Below are 17,220 nucleotides of genomic sequence, written 5' to 3' on the forward strand. Positions count from 1 at the left end.
TCAATCGTGCATAAGCGTGTGTTGGCAGTTACGCGTTTTGTCAGTTAAGCACTGTATTGGGCGCGCAAAACATTTTTCTGCACTTTGCCCATGGTATTGCGTGGCAGTGCGTCCACCACAAAACACTGCTTGGGTATCTTGAAGTTGGCCAGTCTGGATTTCAGGCTGGCGATGATGCCGACCGGATCCAGGGTGGCGCCGGGTTTGGCAATAACCACCGCGACGCCCACCTCGCCAAAATCGGCATGGGGAATGCCCACCACGGCGCTCTCGGCCACGCCGGGCAACTCGTTGATGTAGCCCTCAATCTCGGCAGGGTACACGTTGTAGCCGCCACTGATGATGAGGTCTTTGCTGCGACCCACGATGGTGACGTATCCCCGTTCGTCCACCTTGCCCACGTCGCCGGTTTTGAAGTAGCCGTCTGCCGTGAATTCTTCGGCCGTTTTTTCGGGCAGGCGCCAGTAACCCTTGAAAATATTGGGCCCCTTGACCTGAATGCCACCGATCTCCCCCACCGCCAGTGCCTGACCTTCATCGTCTTGCACCCGCAAGCTGACACCGGGCAGCGGGAAACCCACCGTGCCACCGCGGCGCTCGCCTTGCGCGGCGTCGTAGGGGTTGGAGGTGAGCATCGCCGTCTCGCTCATGCCGTAACGCTCCAGAATGGTGTGGCCCGTGCGTTCCTGCCATTCATGAAAGGTCTCCAACAGCAAAGGCGCAGAGCCTGCAATGAACAAGCGCATGTGACGGGCGGCCTCTTTCGTCAGGCCCGGCTCGGCCAGCAGGCGCACATAGAGCGTGGGGACGCCCATGAACACCGTGGCCTCGGGCATTTTTCGGATCACCAGCTTGGGATCGAACTTACTCAGCCAGATCATCTTGCTGCCGTTGATCAACGCGCCGTGAATGGCCACAAACAGGCCGTGCACATGGAAGATCGGCAAGGCGTGAATCAGCACATCGCCGCCTTCCTCGGCGCTGCGCCAGCCCCAGTAGTCTTTGAGCACCAGGGCGTTGCTCAGCATATTGCCGTGCGTCAGCATGGCGCCTTTGGAACGGCCGGTGGTGCCGCTGGTGTACAAAATGGCGGCCAGGTCATCGGGCTGTTTGACGGCCACTGCATGCTGGTCCGCGCAATGCGACGCCCGCTCCAGCAAGGAACCGGTGCGGTCATCCCCCAGGGTAAAGACGTATTGGGTGCCTGCGGTGAACGCGATCTTGCTGACCCAACCAAAATTGTTCGGGGCACACACCACCACGGCAGGTTCCGCATTGCCGATGAAATACTCGATCTCGGCACTTTGGTAAGCGGTGTTGAGCGGCAAAAACACAAAGCCTGCACGCAGGGTCGCCAGGTACAGCACCAATGCTTCCACCGACTTTTCCACCTGCACGGCAATGCGCGCGCCTGCGGGCAGGTCCAGCGAATCGAACAAATTGGCCATCATGGCCGTGGCACGGTCCAGGTCGCGCCAGGAGTAGAACAGGCCGTTGTCGGTTTCGACCGCTACGCTGTCCAGGTCTTGGGGGAATGCGGCACGCAGCGCCGCAAAGAGGTTGCCGTTGGCGATATTGGAGTTGTTCTGGGTTTGCATATTTTTAAGGATTCAAAACAGCGGTTTTCGTTTGTCCAGAAAGGCCTGAATGCCCTCCCGGTGTTCCGCACTGTCAGCGTAAGCATAGGCACGGGGGGAATCAATTGCTATTGAATTTATAGCTATATCCGCACGTTCCACCTGGGCTACAGGGCTATTTAATGCCCGAAGGGTCTGTTTATTCAAGCGGGCGGCCTGTGGGGCCAGCGCCAGGATGCGCGCCACGGTGGCCTGCGCCTCGGCGGCCAGGGCATCGGGCGCGAGCACGCGGCTCAGAAAGCCGCAGGTTTTCATGTCATCAGCGCTGAAAAGGGCCGCCTCCAGCAGCATCTGGCGGGCAACGCCCAGCCCGGTTTCGCGCGCCACCAGGGCCGCTTCGCGCGGCGCCATCGGGAAACCCAGCTTGGCGATCGGTGCGCCAAACCGGGCCTGCGCACTGGCCAGACGGATGTCGCAGCAACTGGCCATCTCAACGCCCGCGCCCATGCAATTGCCCTCAATCTGCGCGACGATGGGCACATCGCAGTTCAGCATGGCCTGCAAGCCACCCCAAACCACGTTTTCATGGAAATCATGCAGCGTGGCCTCCTGAAACCGGAAGCTGGCGTATTCCGAAATGTCACCGCCCGAGCAGAAGTTGCCATTCACGCCCACTATGAGCACACAGCCCACGTCCGTGCTGCGCTGAATGCGCTCGAAAACAGAGCGCAACTCACGCCACATGACCACGGACATAGCGTTGAAACGGGCGGCGTGGCTGAGGGTGACGCGAGCCAGCCCCGCGTGTTGCTCAAAACTGATGGTTGCTTGCATGTTGAATCCGGCCAGCTCAGTCCAGCTTGGCGCCGGAGGCTTTGACCACCGCAGCCCAGCGTTTTATTTCGTTGCTGACAAAGCCGCCGAACTGCGCGGGGGTCTGATAGCCAAACTCGGCACCATTGCTGGCCCAGCTGGCCTTCAGTTCATCCGTGGCGCCAGCCCGGCGCACCTCTTCCACGATGCGGGCCTGCACATCGGCCGGTGTACCTTTGGGCGCCCACAGGCCATACCAGGTGGTGACGGTGTAGTCGGGCAGGCCCAGCTCGGCAGCGCATGGCACATCCGGAAACGCGGCATTGCGTTTGGCGCCCGAGACCATCAACGCCTTGATGCGCCCGCCCTTGATGTGCCCGGCCGATGAGCCCAGGCCGTCAAACATCATGTCCACATTGCCCGCCATCAGGTCCTGCAGGGCGGGCCCCGCGCCGCGGTAAGGAATGTGGGTGATGAAGGTTTTGGTTTGCTGCTTGAACAACTCGCCAGCCAGATGGTGCGAGGTGCCGCCGCCCGCAGACCCGTAGTTCAGGCGCCCCGGGTTCTGGCGCACCTTGTCCATGAAGGCCTTGAAGTCACCGGGCACTTGTTTGGGGTTAACCACCAGCACCTGCGGCACGTTGGCCAGCAGCGCCAGCGGCACAAAGTCTTTCTCAATGTCGTAGTCCAGCTTGGGGTACATGGACGGCGCAATCGCATGGTGCACCGCGCCCATGAACAGCGTGTAGCCATCCGGCTGGGCCTTGGCGGCAATGCTGGCGCCCAGCGTGCCACCCGCGCCGCCGCGGTTGTCAATGATGAGTTGTTTTCCCGTCAGTTTTGAAAATTGGGCCGAGAGCGGCCGGGCAAAGGCGTCCGTGCCCCCGCCTGCGGGAAAAGGCACGATGAGGGTGACCGGTTTGGCGGGCCAGGTGGATTGGGCCCGCCCCAGCAACGGCCCGCTGGCCATCCCGGCGGCCGCCAGGCGCAGCATCTGTCGGCGCGAAGGTGAGGTGTTGTCTGTCAATGTCATGTCTGTCTCCTGTTGTTTTAGATAAATGCGCTGACGGTCTGTCAAAAATACAAATCTTCAATGTCGTCTGATGCCGGTATCTTGTTTTGGGCCAGTTGGGCCCGGTACTTGTCCAGCCTTTTAAGGTCATAGAGGTAGTTGACCATCAGGCCGCAGGACTGCTTGATCCCTTTCGCCGAGGGGTCACCACCCCAGTTGAGCCGCTCAACCCGGGCACCGTTGCCCAGATGGAAACGGGCCACCGGGTCCAGCGGCTTGTCGCCCGCCATTTCCCGACCCAGGTAGCGGGCGGCGCACTGCAGCAGCAAGCGGCGCACGGGCGATGCAGCGTCCAGGTCCAGCGGCTTGTCAAACGCCTGCAGCAAGCGGGGGGTATCGACCGCAGCCCCATCCAGCGCGCGACTGAGTGCTTCACGTGCCGGGGCATCGAGCTTGTCGAGCATCGCGGCGGTATTTTTGCCCAGCCAGGCGCGAAAGCCGGGAATCGGGGACAGCGTGGCAAAGGTCTTGAGCCGGGGAAACTCCGCCTTGAGCGTTTCCACCACCCGCTTGATCAGCGAGTCGCCAAAGCTGACGCCACGCAGGCCCACCTGGGTGTTGCTGATGGAGTAAAAAATGGCGGTCGTGGCCTTGCTCACGTCCACCGCATCGGCGGACTCGTCCAGCAAGGGCGTGATGCTGTCGGCCATGCTGTTGATCAGGGCCACTTCAACAAAGATCAGGGGATCATCCGGCAGGCGCGGATGAAAGAAGCCGTAGCAGCGGCGGTCCGAGTCGAGCCGGTTCTTCACATCGGCCCAGCTCTTGATGTCGTGCACCGCTTCGTACTTGATCAGTTTTTCGATCAGGGACGCGGGCGAGTCCCAGCTGATGCGGCGCAGCTCCAGAAAACCCACATCAAACCAGGTGGAAAACATGTACTCCATCTCGACATCTAGCGCCTGCAGCCGTTTGTCGGACCTGAGGTGCGGCAGGATCTCGGCCCGCAGATCGACCAGGAACCGGATGCCTTCGGGAAACGCACTGAAGCGCTGCAGCAGGCGCCGCCGGGGCGACACGGTGGCGCGGCGGTACTGCACCTCGGCCGCGGCCTCATCGGGCGTGCCCACCGCGGCCGCAAACTTGGCCTGCGCGCGTTTGACGATATCGGGGTCGGCCACAAACTGCTCACTCATTAGCAGCCAGCAGTCGCGCCGCTGCTCAGGCGTGGCCGCCGCATACCAGCGCGCCACCCCTTTGGCCCGCAGGCCACCCTCGGCCTCACTGATGTGACTGTCCACCACGGCCTGCAGCTCGGTCAGTGTGCGGCGCAATACCCGCGGCGAGAGCGCTTCTTCCTTGTGGCGCAGGGTGCCCGAGAGGCGCTCGCGCGTGGAGCGGCTGGCCGGTTTGCCATCCACCGGAGATGCTATTGAATTAGTAGCTGCCTGCGCAAGCTCCACGGGGGCTGCAGCCTCTTTTGGCTTATGAGCCGATGCAGGCAGCATTTGGGCAACTTTACGACTGATCCATTCGGTGGTGTTCATGCCAGCAACCTGCTTTTTTGATGACGCGCCAGTTCGCGCAGGGCCTCACGCTGTCGCGTGAGGTGGGTACGCATGGCCGCGTCTGCGCCTTCGCAGTCGCGCGCCCGCAGGGCGGCGTAAATCGCCATGTGTTCGTTCAGGCTTTGCTCCAGCCGCCCCGGCGCATGCAACTGCTGCAACCGCGCGAGCTTGAGGATCTTGCGCAAATCGGCAATCACCTGCGCCAGCCAGCGGTTGTTGGCCAGGGTAATGATGGCCTCATGGATGGTGAAGTTGGTCGCGTAATAGTCGTTGATGCGTTTGGCCTGCGCGTGCTCCTGCAGGCGGGCATGCAATTCGTCCAGCGCCGCAATGTCGCCGTCGCTGGCATTACGCGCCGCCTCAAAAGCGCAGCGTCCTTCCAGCAGGGCAATCACCGGAAATATCTCGTCCAGATCCTGCTCGGTGACCTCGTTCACAAAACTGCCGCGGCGCGGCTCGTGGCGCACCAGACCTTCGGCGCTGAGTACCTTGAGCGCCTCACGCAAGGGGGTGCGCGAGATTTTCAGGCTGCTGCACAGGCCCGCTTCGTCAATGAAGCTGCCGGGTGCCAGCGTGCCCGCAAAGATTTGATTGCGCAGCACTTCGGCCACTTCATCGTGCAGGGAGTTGTGAACCAGGCGCATGGTGGGTCTGCGGTTAAGGGTGGTGGCTGGCGATGGCGCCTGCGATATTCATCATAATTACCGATAATTATGATGAATAAAATGCCAATCCACAAGAACTTTGACCCCGGGACAAACCCGGGGGCTGCCGACAAAATCAGCGTGTCTGGTGCTTCCGCGCCCACCACCACAGGCCGATGCCCCCCACGATCATCGGCACGCACAGCCACTGTCCCATGCTCATGCCAAGCGACAACATACCCAGGTGCGCGTCGGGCTCGCGGAAAAATTCGGCAATGAACCGGAACACGCCGTAGCCCAGCAGGAACATAGCCGACACCTGCCCCTCTTTGCGTTCCTTGCGCGCATACAGCCACAGCAACACGAACAGCAGCAGCCCCTCCATCAAGAACTGGTAAACCTGTGACGGATGGCGCGGCAAGTCCCCCGCGCCCCGAAACACCATGCCCCAGGGCAGGTCCGGGCTGCTCACGCGGCCCCACAACTCGCCATTGATGAAGTTGCCCACGCGCCCCGCGGCCAGGCCTGTGGGCACACAGGGCGCCACAAAGTCGGCCACCTGCAGCCAGGGCTTGCCGCGCGAACGGGCAAACCAGATCATGGCCACGATCACGCCGAGCATGCCGCCATGAAAACTCATGCCGCCCTGCCAGACGGCAAACACCTCCAGCGGGTGCGCCAGGTAATAGAGCGGTTTGTAAAACAGGCAGTAGCCTATGCGCCCGCCCAGCACCACGCCCATCACCCCCATGAACAGAATGTCTTCCACGTCCTGGCGCGACCACGCCCCGGCGCCTTGGACCGAGGCAAACGGCTGGTGCCGCAGACGGCGAATGCCCAGCAGCATGAAGAGGCCAAAGGCGGCCAGATAGGTGAGCCCGTACCAGTGCACGGCCATGGGACCGAGTTGCAGGGCAACCGGATTGATTTGAGGATGGATCAGCATGGACGGCATTGTGCACGCAAGTGCATGATCCCAAAGAGGCAGGCCAGAGCGTTAAGGGAGCCGCGCCCGGGCAAAGGCAACAAACCGCGCCAGCGTCGGATTGGCATCGTCCTGTCGCCAGATCAGGCTGGTTTCGCAGCCGGGAATGCCCCGGACCGGACCCCCATCGGGCACCGGCCAGGGCAACACCTCACGGTACACCACGCCGGAGCGCTGGAACTGCCGAACGCTGTCAGGCACCCAGGCCACGCCCAGACCGGCAGACACCAGGTTCACGATGGTCTGCATCTGAATCGCCTCTTGCGCCACCAGCGGCAGGCAGCCCGCCGCATGGTAAAGCCCGAAGATCGCGTCGTACAAAGAGGGCACGATGCGCCGGGGGAAGATGACCAGCGGCTCGGCCAGCACGTCGCTCAAGGCCAGCACCGGCCGACTCACCAAAGGGTGCTGTTCCGGCAGCGCCAGCACCAGCGGCTCTTGCGTCACCACCAGCCGCGCCAGCCCCACCGGCGAGAAGCCCGGCGCATGCAGCATGAAGCCTGCGTCCATCTCGCTGCGGTCCAGCCCGAGCAACTGCAGGTCGCCGGTGGCCTCCAGCAGGTCAAGCTGCACCTTGGGATGCTCCCCCCGAAACGCCCGCACCCATTGGGGCAGCAGCGCATAACCCACGGTGGACACAAAGGCCAGCCGCAGGTGCCCGACCTCACCGGCGGCGGCGGCGCGTGCCAGCACCGGCAAGGCCTGGGCCCGCGCCAGCAGGTCCAGGACGGCCGGCAACAGCGCCTCGCCTGTGGCGGTGAGGCGCACGCTGCGCTTGGTCCGGTCAAACAGGCGTGCGCCGAGCAGGTTTTCCAGCTGGGCGATGGCCTGCGTCAACGGCGGTTGGGTCATGTGCAGGCGGGTGGCGGCGTGGCCAAAATGCAGCTCCTCGGCCACGGCCACAAACTGGCGCCACAGGCGCAGCTCAATCAAGTGCTGCGTGACGGGGGGCAGCGGCGGCAAAAGCCCGGCGGGTTGCGACTCATTCATATGAAAAACATATTAATAGGCATTGAAAAATATATTGGAACAACATAATAGCCCGGCGCATACTCCTGCCCAGCCCACTGCAACCCCATTCAACCGAGAGCTCCCATGGACATCAAACCGATCATCATGAACCCGCGCAGCAAGAACATCACCGAGGGCAAGTCCCGCGCGCCCAACCGTTCCATGTACTACGCCATGGGTTACGAGGCCGAAGACTTCAAGAAGCCCATGATTGGCGTGGCCAACGGTCACAGCACCATCACGCCCTGCAACAGCGGCCTGCAAAAGCTCGCCGATGCGGCCATTGATGCGATTGAAGCCGCAGGCGGCAACGCCCAGGTGTTCGGCACGCCCACCATTTCGGATGGCATGGCCATGGGTACTGAGGGCATGAAGTACTCGCTGGTCAGCCGTGAGGTGATTTCCGACTGCATCGAGACCAGCGTGCAGGGCCAGTGGATGGACGGCGTGCTGGTGGTCGGTGGTTGCGACAAAAACATGCCCGGCGGCCTGATGGGCATGTTGCGCGCCAACGTGCCCGCCATCTTTGTGTACGGCGGCACCATCCTGCCCGGCCATTACAAAGGCAAAGACCTCAACATCGTGAGCGTGTTTGAAGCCGTAGGCGAAAATGCCGCCGGCCGCATGAGCGACGAAGATCTGCTGGAAATTGAAAAACGCGCCATCCCCGGCACCGGCTCCTGCGGCGGCATGTACACGGCCAACACCATGAGCTCGGCGTTCGAGGCGCTGGGCATCTCCCTGCCTTTCTCCAGCACTATGGCCAACCCGCACGAAGAAAAGGTTGACTCGGCCAAAGAGTCAGCCCGGGTGCTGGTTGAAGCCATCAAAAAAGACATCAAACCACGCGACATCGTGACCCGCAAGTCGATTGAGAACGCCGTGGCCGTCATCATGGCCACCGGTGGCTCCACCAACGCTGTGCTGCACTTCCTGGCCATTGCCCACGCGGCGGGCGTGGAATGGACGATTGACGACTTTGAGCGCGTGCGCCAAAAGACGCCCGTGCTGTGCAATCTAAAACCCAGCGGAGACTACCTGGCCGTCGACCTGCACCGCGCCGGTGGCATTCCGCAAGTCATGAAGACCTTGCTGTCCGCCGGTTTGCTGCACGGCGACTGCATCACCATCACCGGCCAGACCATTGCCGAAGTGCTCAAAGACATCCCCGATGCGCCCCGCGCCGACCAGGATGTCATTCGGCCCCTGAGCAACCCGATGTACCAGCAAGGTCACCTCGCGATTCTCAAAGGCAACCTGTCGCCTGAGGGCTGCGTCGCCAAGATCACCGGTCTGAAAAACCCGGTCATGACCGGCCCGGCCCGGGTGTTTGAGGACGAGCAGTCCGGCCTGGCCGCCATTCTGGCGGGCAAGATTGTGGCGGGCGACGTGATGGTGCTGCGCTACCTGGGCCCCAAGGGCGGCCCGGGCATGCCCGAAATGCTGGCGCCCACCGGTGCGCTGGTCGGTCAAGGCCTGGGCGAGTCGGTGGGTTTGATCACCGACGGCCGTTTCTCGGGCGGCACCTGGGGCATGGTGGTCGGTCACGTGGCGCCCGAAGCCGCTGTGGGCGGCACCATCGCCTTCATTCAGGAAGGTGACTCGATCACCATCGACGCCCATCAATTGCTGTTGCAACTCAATGTGAGCGACGAAGAAATCGCCAAGCGCCGCGCCGCCTGGACGGCGCCCGCACCGCGCTACACCCGTGGCGTGCAGGCCAAGTTTGCGTTCAATGCTTCCACCGCCAGCAAGGGCGCGGTGCTCGACAACTATTGAACCTGACGCGCCAAGTCAGTTCAAGTCAGTCCATGAAAAAAGCCCGCGCAGTCAGACTGCGCGGGCTTTTTTTGTTCAGCGTTTTGCTTGATGTTTTGTTCAGCGACGCTTCTTCGGCGCAGGTACCCCCATGGCTTCGCGGTTTCGATCAATGCGAAGCTGGCGACGTGCATCTTCGCGCTCCATCGCCTTCTTTTTTGTGTAACCGGTTGAGTCAGCCCACGCCCACCAGGCCACGGCCAGACCAAATGGCGCCATGACCAGCCACCAGCTCCACAGCGCCACCGGGCCAATTTCAAGGTACTTCAGTGCCAGCAACACCAGACCCAATCCCAGAAAATACATGTCCATCTCCTCGTTTTTCAAGACTGACGATGGGCTGCACCGGGTCAACCATCGTCCCTACAATTGCGTTAATTGACTGTAACTCACCCACAAGGAAAAAATGATGAAACGTGTTCTCTTTGCCTTGGCCGCCACGGTTTCTGTAGCAGCCCCTGCATTGGCCGATCAGGCACTCGCCACGTCCAGGAATTGCATGGCCTGCCATGCCGTGGACAAAAAGCTCGTAGGCCCCGCCTATAAAGACGTTGCCAAGAAGTACGCCGGTCAAAAAGATGCCGCTGACAAACTGGCCGCCAAAATCATGAAAGGCGGCTCTGGCGTGTGGGGTGCGATCCCCATGCCCGCCAATCCGCAAGTCACCGAGGCAGAAGCCAAGAAACTGGCTGCCTGGATTCTGGCAAGTTAAACAGCCCTCTCCAGACGTCAAAAAGCCCGCAAACTGCGGGCTTTTTTCATGCGGCTGAATTTATAAGAAATCAGCCTGTACCGCACGTCCTGCGTGCGTTAGAAGCTATTAATTTTATAGCATCAGTAGGTCTGACCCAACTGGCTCAGAATGGCTGGATTTTCCAGTGTGGACGTGTCTTGCGTGATGGACTCACCCTTGGCCAGCGAGCGCAACAGGCGTCGCATGATCTTGCCGGAACGGGTCTTGGGCAGGTTCTCGCCAAAGCGGATGTCCTTGGGTTTGGCAATCGGGCCAATCTCTTTGGCCACCCAGTCACGCAGTTCCTTGGCAATGGCTTTGGCCTCGTCACCCGTAGGGCAAGGACGCTTGAGCACCACAAACGCGCAGATGGCCTCACCGGTCAAATCATCCGGGCGTCCCACCACAGCGGCCTCAGCCACCAGGTCCGACTTGGCGACCAGGGCCGATTCGATCTCCATCGTGCCCATGCGGTGGCCTGACACGTTCAGCACGTCGTCAATACGACCTGTGATGCGGAAGTAGCCCCGGTCTTCGCTGCGCACGGCGCCGTCGCCCGCCAGGTAAATATTGCCGCCCAGCTCGTCAGGGAAGTAGCTTTTCTTGAAACGGTCTGGGTCATTCCAGATGTTGCGAATCATCGAAGGCCATGGCCGCTTGATGACCAGCAAGCCGCCCGAGCCGTTGGGCACATCGTTACCCGCCTCGTCCACGATCGCCGCCATGATGCCGGGCAGCGGCAAGGTGCAGCTGCCGGGAACCAGCGGCGTGGCGCCGGGCAATGGCGTGATCATGTGGCCGCCGGTTTCGGTCTGCCAGAAGGTGTCCACAATCGGGCAACGCTCGCCACCCACATGTTTGTAGTACCACATCCAGGCTTCAGGGTTGATGGGCTCGCCCACCGAACCGAGAATGCGCAGGCTGGTCAGGTCAGAGCGGTCGGGATGCACTTTTTCATCCGACTCGGCTGATTTGATGAGCGAGCGAATCGCGGTGGGTGCAGTGTAGAAAATCGAGCACTTGTGGCGCTCGATCATCTGCCAGAAGCGGCCGGCGTTCGGGTAAGTCGGGATGCCTTCAAAAATGATTTGCGTGGCGCCTGCGGCCAAGGGGCCGTAAGCCACGTAGGCGTGGCCGGTGATCCAGCCGATGTCGGCCGTGCACCAGAACACATCCTCGGGCTTCAGGTCAAACGTCCAGTCCATGGTGAGCTTCGCCCACAGCAGAAAGCCGCCGGTCGAATGCTGCACGCCCTTGGGTTTGCCGGTGGAGCCGGAGGTGAAAAGGATGAACAACGGGTGTTCCGCGCCCACGGACACCGGTGCGCACTCGGTGCTTTGTCCGGCCAGTGCCTCGGTGAAGGTCACGTCGCGGCCCGCCACCATGTTGCAGGCGGTCGGCGTGCGCTGGTACACAAACACGGTCTTGATGGACTCGCAGCCCCCCAGGCCCAGACCCTCGTCCACGATGGACTTGAGTGGCAATTCCTTGCCGCCGCGCATCTGGTAGTTGCAGGTGATGACAGCCACGGCACCGGCGTCAATGATGCGTTCCTGCAAGGCCTTGGCCGAGAAACCACCAAACACCACACTGTGCGTGGCGCCAATGCGGGCGCAGGCCTGCATGGCAATCACGCCTTCCAGCGTCATGGGCATGTAGACCAGAACGCGGTCACCTTTCTGGATGCCGCTGGCCTTGAGGGCGTTGGCAAACTGGCTGACCTTGGCCAGCAGTTCCTTGTAGGTGGTTTTGGTCACAGTGCCATCGTCGGCTTCAAAAATGACAGCGGTCTTGTTCTCGACCGGTGTACCCATGTGCTTGTCCAGGCAATTCGCAGAGGCGTTCAGCTCGCCGTCTTCAAACCATTTGTAGAACGGGGCATTCGACTCGTCCAGCGTCTGGGTGAAAGGCTTGGTCCAGGACACGTTTTCGCGCGCCAGGCGGGCCCAAAAACCTTCAAAATCCTTTTCGGCCTCGGCGCACAGTGCGTTATAGCCTTCCATGCCGGAAATCCGGGCAGCCTTCTGGAACGCCTCGCTCGGCGGGAATACGCGGTTTTCAACCAGTGTGGACTGGATGGCAGACGATGGTGCACTCATGGGTAGGTCTCCTCTAATTAATATGAACAATCCGAATTGCACGACACTGTCGGCGCTTGCACTTACACGCCACTGACTGACCACCGACAGGTGCAAAACATTCCGAATATAGCGACTCCACCACGCCGGTTTCGGGCCTTTCTACAATCGGACTGATTCCAATCAACCCAAGGCCCCCAATGACTGCTCCGTCGACCGAAAAACCAGTTCGCCTGCGCCCGCTGCCACGTTTCATCTTTGCCAGCCGGTGGCTCCAATTACCGCTGTACCTGGGCCTGATTGCGGCCCAGGGTGTTTACGTTTTCCATTTCTGGGTGGAATTGCTGCACCTGCTGGAAGCGGCTTTTGGCAACCAGACCGCCTTGCAGGCCCTGATCACCAGCATTGGCTACAAGGAAAGCGGGCCCACCCTGGCCCTGAACGAGACCATCATCATGCTGGTGGTGCTGGCCCTGATTGACGTGGTCATGATCTCCAACCTGCTGATCATGGTGATCGTGGGGGGGTATGAAACCTTTGTCAGCCGCATGGACCTGGAAGGCCACCGTGACCAGCCCGAGTGGCTGAGCCACGTGAACGCCTCGGTATTGAAGGTAAAGCTGGCCACCGCCATCATCGGCATCAGCTCGATCCACCTGCTCAAGACGTTCATCAACGCGGCCAACTACGACGAAAAAGTACTGCTTGCCCAAACCGGCATTCACATCACCTTCCTGTTGTCCGCCATGGCCATTGCCTACACCGACCGTCTGATGTCGCGCACGCAAGGCGAGCAGGCGCACTGACCGCATGGCAGCTTCAACCCTGAGAACGCTTGCACTGATCGCCGGCATGGCCGTGGCAGCGGTGCTGGCGGGCTGTGACGGCACGCCCAAAGACACCCACCCGGACCAGCCCGTCACCAAACGCAAGGCCATTTTCAAGCAATTCACGCGCACGCTGGAGCCCATGGGCATGGTGGCGCGCGACCGCAAGGACTACAACCCGCGGGAATTCAACGTCAGCGCGCTGGAACTCCAGAAACTGGCCACCCAGCCCTGGGTGTACTTCACCCCGGACAGCAACTACCCGCCCACCCGCGCCAAGCCTGAAGCCTGGGCGCAGAGCGCCGAATTCAAGCTGGCGCAGGACAAGTATGTGAACAACGTCAACCAGCTCGTCAAGGCCGCCCAGGGTGGCGACATGGCCGTCATCCGCCCGGCCGTTGACGACGTCCAGAAAAGCTGCAAAGCCTGCCACACCCAGTTTCGCAACGACAGCTGAACGTGCTTTCTGCCGGTCTGGCCTGCCCAGGCCGGACGTCAGTTGCCAGTGAGACTCCTTGGTTAAACTTGAAAAAATTGTCGTCAATTTGTCATCCCCTGAACTCTGAAGGTTTCGCATCACCATGACCACCATCCGCCAAGCTGACTTGATCGAGTCCGTTGCCGCCGCCCTGCAATACATCAGCTACTACCACCCGGCTGATTACATCGCCCACCTGGCCCGCGCCTACGAGCGCGAACAAAGCGCTGCCGCCAAAGACGCCATCGCCCAAATCCTGACCAACAGCAAGATGAGCGCCACCGGCCACCGCCCGATCTGCCAGGACACCGGCATCGTCAACGTGTTCCTGAAGGTCGGCATGGATGTGCGCTGGGAAGGTTTCACCGGCAGCCTGGACGACGCCATCAACGAAGGCGTGCGCCAGGCCTACAACCACCCCGACAACACCTTGCGCGCCAGCGTCGTGGCCGACCCGCAGTTCGACCGCAAGAACACCAAGGACAACACCCCCGCCGTGATCTTCTCGGAAATCGTGCCCGGCAACACGCTGGAAGTGACCGTGGCAGCCAAAGGCGGCGGCTCCGAGAACAAGAGCAAGATGGTCATGCTCAACCCCGGCGACTCGGTGGTTGACTGGGTGCTCAAGACGGTGCCGACCATGGGCGCGGGCTGGTGCCCACCCGGCATGCTGGGCATCGGCATTGGCGGTACCGCCGAAAAAGCGGTGCTCATGGCCAAGGAAAGCCTGATGGACGACCTGGACATGTACGAGTTGCAAGCCAAAGCGGCCAAGGTGGCATCCGGCGGCGAGGCCTTGACCAAGACCGAGGCCTTGCGCCTGGAACTGTTCGAAAAAGTCAACGCCCTGGGCATTGGCGCCCAAGGCCTGGGCGGCCTGACTACCGTGCTGGACATCAAAATCAAGATGTACCCCACCCACGCGGCCAGCAAGCCGGTGGCCATGATCCCCAACTGCGCCGCCACGCGCCACGCCCACTTTGTGATGGATGGCAGCGGCCCGGTGTACCTGACACCTCCGAGCCTGGACTTATGGCCCGATGTGGCCTGGACGCCTGACTACGTCAAGAGCAAAAAGGTCGACCTCAACACCCTGACCAAGGAAGAAGTGACCAGCTGGAAACCGGGCGACACGTTGCTGCTCAACGGCAAGATGCTCACCGGTCGCGACGCCGCGCACAAGCGCATCAAGGACATGCTGGCCAAGGGCGAGAAGTTGCCGGTGGACTTCACCAACCGCGTGATTTACTACGTCGGCCCGGTGGACCCCATCAAGGGCGAGGCAGTGGGCCCCGCAGGCCCGACCACCGCCACGCGCATGGACGACTTCACAGAGATGATGCTGGCAGAGACCGGCCTGATCTCCATGATCGGCAAGGCCGAGCGCGGCCCGGTCGCCATTGAGGCGATCAAGAAACACAAGAGCGCCTACCTGATGGCCGTGGGCGGTGCCGCCTATCTGGTCAGCAAAGCCATCAAGCACGCCACAGTGGTGGGCTTTGCCGACCTGGGCATGGAAGCCATTTACGAATTCGACGTGGTCGACATGCCCGTGACCGTGGCGGTGGACTCGGGCGGCACCAGCGCCCACATCACCGGCCCGGCCGAGTGGCAAAAACGCATCGCCACGGGTGAGTTCAAGGGCATCACGGTCGCCGGCACTTGAAACCGATTGGGGTATTTGACAGCGGCGTCGGGGGCTTGAGCATTCTCAAGGCCCTGCGCGCTGAACTACCCCATGAAGACTTCGTCTATGTGGCCGACAGCGGCCACGCCCCCTACGGCGAGCGCGATGACGAACATGTCATGGCGCGCTCGCGTGCGATCACCGCGCATTTGCTCGAACGCCATGACATCAAGGCCCTGGTCATTGCCTGCAACACCGCCACGGCGGCGGCCATTTTGACGCTGCGTGCCGAGCACCCCGACCTGCCCATCATCGGCGTCGAACCGGCGCTCAAACCCGCCGTGGCCTGCAGCACCACCCGGCGCATTGGCGTGATGGCGACCCGCGGCACCCTGGGCAGCGCAAAATTTCGGGCACTCCTTGATTCACTGGCAGAGCAGGCCACGTTTGTCTGTCAGCCCTGCGATGGCCTGGCCTATGCCATCGAACACGAAGACGCTACCAAAACAATAGCACTCTGCACACAGTACACGGGGGCTATGGGCCTATTTGGCACTAAAATCGGGCAGATTGACACCTTGGTACTGGGCTGCACCCACTACCCGTTTGCCAGCGATGCCCTGAAAAAGCTGGTGGGCCCCGATGTGCGCCTGATCGACAACGGGGAGCCGGTGGCGCGGCAAACCCGCCGCATGCTGAAAACGCTTTCTGCAAGCGACAAGCCGGGGAACTGCGTGCTGTTAACGACAGGCGAGCGGGCAACACTGCAAAACGCTGCGCGGCATTGGCTGGGACTGGAAAGCCCTGTGGAGTTGTTCATTGCCAATAAAGTCTGAGGCTGGGCAATAAAGCCTGAGACTTGGCGATGGACTGGGAATTTTTCAGGGTCCTATAGCCGTTGTGCGGCGCAAGCGGACCTTGTCGGCACGGTTTGTGTAGGGCCGATGACACCGGGGTGGATGGCTCCGCTCATGTCCTCCGGAGCGGGCTGCGCCCGATCCTCCTCCTTGACTTCGCTGCGCCATCCACCCCGGTGTCATCGACAGCCAGCCATGTTGATGCGCAATGACTCAACAGGTCATGAACGCCAGCAACGCTTGCAGGCTCAGGACGATGTGGCGCTCAGCACAGTGAGATCAAGGAGGAGCCCGCAGGGCGGGGGACACGAACGGAGCTGAGTGCTACGCCGTCCTGAGTCCCGCCTGCCCTCTTGGGAATAACTGCAAACGCTGTGCTGTTATGCGCCAATTCGGAAATCTGGCTGACTGCTTTGGGTCTAAAACTGACTCAAACCCCATTCACCATAAACAGAAGTCACTGCTGCGCTGACTGCCCGCAACCTGCACAAACGCTTTCAACTCACTCAACCTCAGCCCGCACCTCTCGCCGCGCCGTGACCTCGATTTCAATTTTCATGCGCGGATCCAGCAAGCCGGCAGAGATCATCATCGCAGCGGGTCGCACCTCACCGAAATAACGGCGCAAAACCGGCCAGCATTGCTGAAAATCAGAGGCCGTGGGCACCACGTAAGTCACCCGCACCACATCGGCCAGGCTGCTATTGGCCTGTTTGAGAGCCGCCTCGATATTGCGCAGGCACTGGTCGGTCTGGCTCACCATGTCCTCGGCAATCGTCATCGTGGCGTAATCAAAGCCGGTGGTACCCGAGACAAATATCCAGTCGCCTCCGGCATCAGACGTGACCACGGCACGCGAGTAGCCAATTTCTTCCTCGAAGGGGGAACCAGAGCTGATCAGTTGACGGGACATCGGTCGCTTTCAAAAAAATGAGGAACTCGCCCCTTCAAGGAAGACACATTGAAGGCACAGCCCGGAGCATACTGCGCGCTTGCATCCCGCATCATCAGAGGAACACCCTATGACCATTTGCCCTATTGCCATTGCCGTCGGCTGCAAGAAATGCCCCGTCTTCAAGATCTGCCCGGTGAAAACGCTGATTGGCGACGTCCCCAAGGCCGCTGACGTCAAGCCTGCGGCCAAACCGGCGGCGCCCCGCAAAAAAGCAAAGAAATAAGCTCACAGGCCGCC

17 protein-coding genes are annotated in these 17,220 nt (G+C 61.3%); 7 read left to right on the plus strand and 10 right to left on the minus strand.

Going from position 1 to position 17,220, the window contains the following annotated elements:
• Positions 1-44: 44 nt before the first annotated feature.
• The 7 genes from AC097N_RS09515 to AC097N_RS09545 all read right to left on the minus strand — a co-directional run bounded on the left by AC097N_RS09515 (position 45) and on the right by AC097N_RS09545 (position 7,589).
• Positions 45-1,598: a malonate--CoA ligase gene (locus AC097N_RS09515; RefSeq protein WP_479580714.1), complete on the minus strand. Its 1,554-nt coding sequence runs from the start codon at positions 1,596-1,598 to the stop codon at positions 45-47.
• 12 nt (positions 1,599-1,610) lie between these two features.
• Entirely contained in the window at positions 1,611-2,411 is an 801-nt protein-coding gene (locus AC097N_RS09520) for an enoyl-CoA hydratase/isomerase family protein (RefSeq protein WP_479580715.1), read from the minus strand.
• A 16-nt stretch (positions 2,412-2,427) separates the two neighbouring features.
• Positions 2,428-3,423 carry a Bug family tripartite tricarboxylate transporter substrate binding protein gene (locus tag AC097N_RS09525; RefSeq protein WP_479580716.1) on the minus strand — a complete coding sequence of 332 codons (996 nt, stop codon included), beginning with the start codon at positions 3,421-3,423 and terminating at the stop codon, positions 2,428-2,430.
• Between the two features lie 41 nt (positions 3,424-3,464).
• Complete coding sequence (locus AC097N_RS09530; protein WP_479580717.1) at positions 3,465-4,949, minus strand: malonyl-CoA decarboxylase; 1,485 nt, start codon at positions 4,947-4,949, stop codon at positions 3,465-3,467.
• On the minus strand, positions 4,946-5,614 hold the full coding sequence (locus AC097N_RS09535) for a GntR family transcriptional regulator (protein ID WP_479580718.1): 669 nt from the start codon (positions 5,612-5,614) through the stop codon (positions 4,946-4,948). Before AC097N_RS09535 ends, AC097N_RS09530 begins: the two co-directional genes overlap by 4 nt.
• Before the next feature lie 136 nt (positions 5,615-5,750).
• On the minus strand, positions 5,751-6,560 hold the full coding sequence (gene lgt, locus AC097N_RS09540) for a prolipoprotein diacylglyceryl transferase (protein WP_479580719.1): 810 nt from the start codon (positions 6,558-6,560) through the stop codon (positions 5,751-5,753).
• A gap of 51 nt (positions 6,561-6,611) precedes the next feature.
• Positions 6,612-7,589, minus strand: a complete 978-nt coding sequence (locus tag AC097N_RS09545) for a LysR family transcriptional regulator (RefSeq protein ID WP_479580720.1) — start codon at positions 7,587-7,589, stop codon at positions 6,612-6,614.
• A gap of 105 nt (positions 7,590-7,694) precedes the next feature.
• Between AC097N_RS09545 and ilvD the strand changes: the two genes are divergently transcribed.
• On the plus strand, positions 7,695-9,389 hold the full coding sequence (gene ilvD / locus AC097N_RS09550; protein ID WP_479580721.1) for a dihydroxy-acid dehydratase: 1,695 nt from the start codon (positions 7,695-7,697) through the stop codon (positions 9,387-9,389).
• Between the two features lie 99 nt (positions 9,390-9,488).
• Here ilvD and AC097N_RS09555 read toward each other — a convergent pair whose 3' ends face one another.
• Positions 9,489-9,734, minus strand: a complete 246-nt coding sequence (locus AC097N_RS09555; RefSeq protein WP_479580722.1) for a TIGR04438 family Trp-rich protein — start codon at positions 9,732-9,734, stop codon at positions 9,489-9,491.
• A gap of 103 nt (positions 9,735-9,837) precedes the next feature.
• Between AC097N_RS09555 and AC097N_RS09560 the strand changes: the two genes are divergently transcribed.
• A complete protein-coding gene (locus AC097N_RS09560) occupies positions 9,838-10,140 on the plus strand; it encodes a c-type cytochrome (protein WP_479580723.1) in 303 nt (100 codons plus the stop codon).
• A 122-nt stretch (positions 10,141-10,262) separates the two neighbouring features.
• On the opposite strand, the gene acs is transcribed toward AC097N_RS09560, so the two are convergent.
• A complete protein-coding gene (gene acs / locus AC097N_RS09565) occupies positions 10,263-12,260 on the minus strand; it encodes an acetate--CoA ligase (RefSeq protein ID WP_479580724.1) in 1,998 nt (665 codons plus the stop codon).
• A gap of 179 nt (positions 12,261-12,439) precedes the next feature.
• Between acs and AC097N_RS09570 the strand changes: the two genes are divergently transcribed.
• The 4 genes from AC097N_RS09570 to murI all read left to right on the plus strand — a co-directional run bounded on the left by AC097N_RS09570 (position 12,440) and on the right by murI (position 16,007).
• Positions 12,440-13,045, plus strand: coding sequence for a YqhA family protein (locus AC097N_RS09570; RefSeq protein WP_479580725.1), 606 nt, complete (start codon positions 12,440-12,442; stop codon positions 13,043-13,045).
• 4 nt (positions 13,046-13,049) lie between these two features.
• Entirely contained in the window at positions 13,050-13,523 is a 474-nt protein-coding gene (locus AC097N_RS09575; RefSeq protein ID WP_479580726.1) for a c-type cytochrome, read from the plus strand.
• Positions 13,524-13,647: 124 nt separating this feature from the next.
• Positions 13,648-15,210 carry a fumarate hydratase gene (locus tag AC097N_RS09580; protein ID WP_479580727.1) on the plus strand — a complete coding sequence of 521 codons (1,563 nt, stop codon included), beginning with the start codon at positions 13,648-13,650 and terminating at the stop codon, positions 15,208-15,210.
• Positions 15,207-16,007 (plus strand): glutamate racemase, encoded by an 801-nt coding sequence (gene murI, locus AC097N_RS09585; protein WP_479580728.1) that lies wholly within the window; start codon positions 15,207-15,209, stop codon positions 16,005-16,007. Before AC097N_RS09580 ends, murI begins: the two co-directional genes overlap by 4 nt.
• A gap of 523 nt (positions 16,008-16,530) precedes the next feature.
• On the opposite strand, the gene AC097N_RS09590 is transcribed toward murI, so the two are convergent.
• Positions 16,531-16,941: a RidA family protein gene (locus AC097N_RS09590; RefSeq protein ID WP_479580729.1), complete on the minus strand. Its 411-nt coding sequence runs from the start codon at positions 16,939-16,941 to the stop codon at positions 16,531-16,533.
• Between the two features lie 109 nt (positions 16,942-17,050).
• Here AC097N_RS09590 and AC097N_RS09595 point away from each other — a divergent pair, with 109 nt between their 5' ends.
• Complete coding sequence (locus AC097N_RS09595) at positions 17,051-17,206, plus strand: hypothetical protein (RefSeq protein ID WP_479580730.1); 156 nt, start codon at positions 17,051-17,053, stop codon at positions 17,204-17,206.
• Positions 17,207-17,220 lie beyond the last annotated feature (14 nt).

The organism is Rhodoferax sp. LS1R11 (assembly GCF_056521395.1).